At 56.5% G+C, this 1,307-nt stretch carries 2 protein-coding genes; both read left to right on the top strand.

Features of this window, described 5'->3' with window-relative positions; all coding sequences use genetic code 11:
• The coding region (locus ABJ99_RS19725; RefSeq protein ID WP_154864468.1) for a TIGR03747 family integrating conjugative element membrane protein at positions 1 to 324 on the top strand (324 nt) is incomplete at its 5' end.
• Between the two features lie 9 nt (positions 325 to 333).
• Positions 334 to 1,307, top strand: a 974-nt coding sequence (locus tag ABJ99_RS19720; protein WP_054087248.1) for a UvrD-helicase domain-containing protein, incomplete at its 3' end; no start/stop codon positions are given.

Below are 1,307 nucleotides of genomic sequence, written 5' to 3'. Positions count from 1 at the left end.
CTTGCGGCGCTCTACACGACACTGGTGTTTTGCGTGCGCCTGGTGATCCTGACCCTCGCAATCCCGTTATTTGTGATGACGGCATTTGTTGGTTTTGTGGACGGGCTGGTGCGCAGAGACTTGCGGCGGTTCGGTGCCGGCCGCGAGTCCAGCTACCTGTATCACAAAGCTCGAGCAACGATGGTGCCGCTGGTGATCATCCCCTGGAGCCTTTACCTGGCTCTGCCATTCAGCGTGAGCCCTTTGCTAGTGCTCCTGCCATGCGCGGCACTGCTCGGCCTGGCGGTCAGCATTACGGCGTCCAGCTTCAAAAAATACCTTTAGGTGCCCTCCATGCAATGGACAGAAGAACAACTGCCAGCTATTCACTCCTTCGCAAAGAAGCTACTGGTCCAGGCGTTTGCCGGTACCGGGAAGACAACGACACTCGTCGGTTACGCCACGCATAACTCGTCGGTCAAAATGCTGTACCTCTGCTACAACAAAGCCGTTGAGGTCGCGGCAAAGAATCGTTTTCCACGCAATGTGACCTGCAAAACAGCTCACGGCCTCGCCTACGCTGTCTATGGCAGCCAGTACAAACACAAGCAGGCTGGCAATCTGCGTTTGACCGACATCGCGAGGACGATCAATACCCAGGATTGGGAGCTGGCCAAAGATATCGTTTCTACCCTCAATGCCTTCATGGCCAGCAAGGATCTGGAGCTGCTGGAAGACCACTTTGTGCGATTCCAGAGCAACCGCACACTGACTTCGGTCCAGCAGCAGTACATGAGTAAAGCGCTCAACCTGACCAGAGACGTTTGGGAGAAGATGGTCGATATCAACGATCGCTCAGTCCCCATGACGCACGATGGCTATCTGAAGCTGTACCAGATGAGCCAGCCAGATCTGAGCCAGCGTTTCGGTGCGATTTTGCTCGACGAAGGGCAGGACGTGAACCCGGTCATCGCGAACCTGGTCCAGATCCAGAAAATCACGCAAGTGACTGTAGGTGATCGGCATCAGCAGCTGTATCGGTTCAGAGGAGCGGTGGATGCGTTAAACAGCTCGGCAATGAGGGACGCCGAGAAGCATTTCCTAACTCAGAGCTTCAGGTTCGGGCCCGCGGTTGCCTACGTGGCCAACGTCATCCTGTCCTTCAAGGGTGAAAAGATCCCCCTGCAAGGCCTGGGACAGCCCACGTTGGTGAAACGAGCCTTACCGGACGACCTCCCTCACCGCACCTACCTGCACCGCACTGTGAGCGGTGTGATCGAGAACGCGCTGCGCCTGGTCAACCAAAACCACCGCATGCAGTGGATCGG

The sequence above is a fragment of the Pseudomonas syringae pv. cilantro genome (genome assembly GCF_001293775.1).
GTDB classification, from domain to species: domain Bacteria; phylum Pseudomonadota; class Gammaproteobacteria; order Pseudomonadales; family Pseudomonadaceae; genus Aquipseudomonas; species Aquipseudomonas syringae_P.
The sequence above is the reverse complement of the archived record's forward strand: the minus strand, read 5'-3'. Positions and strand labels throughout refer to the sequence as shown.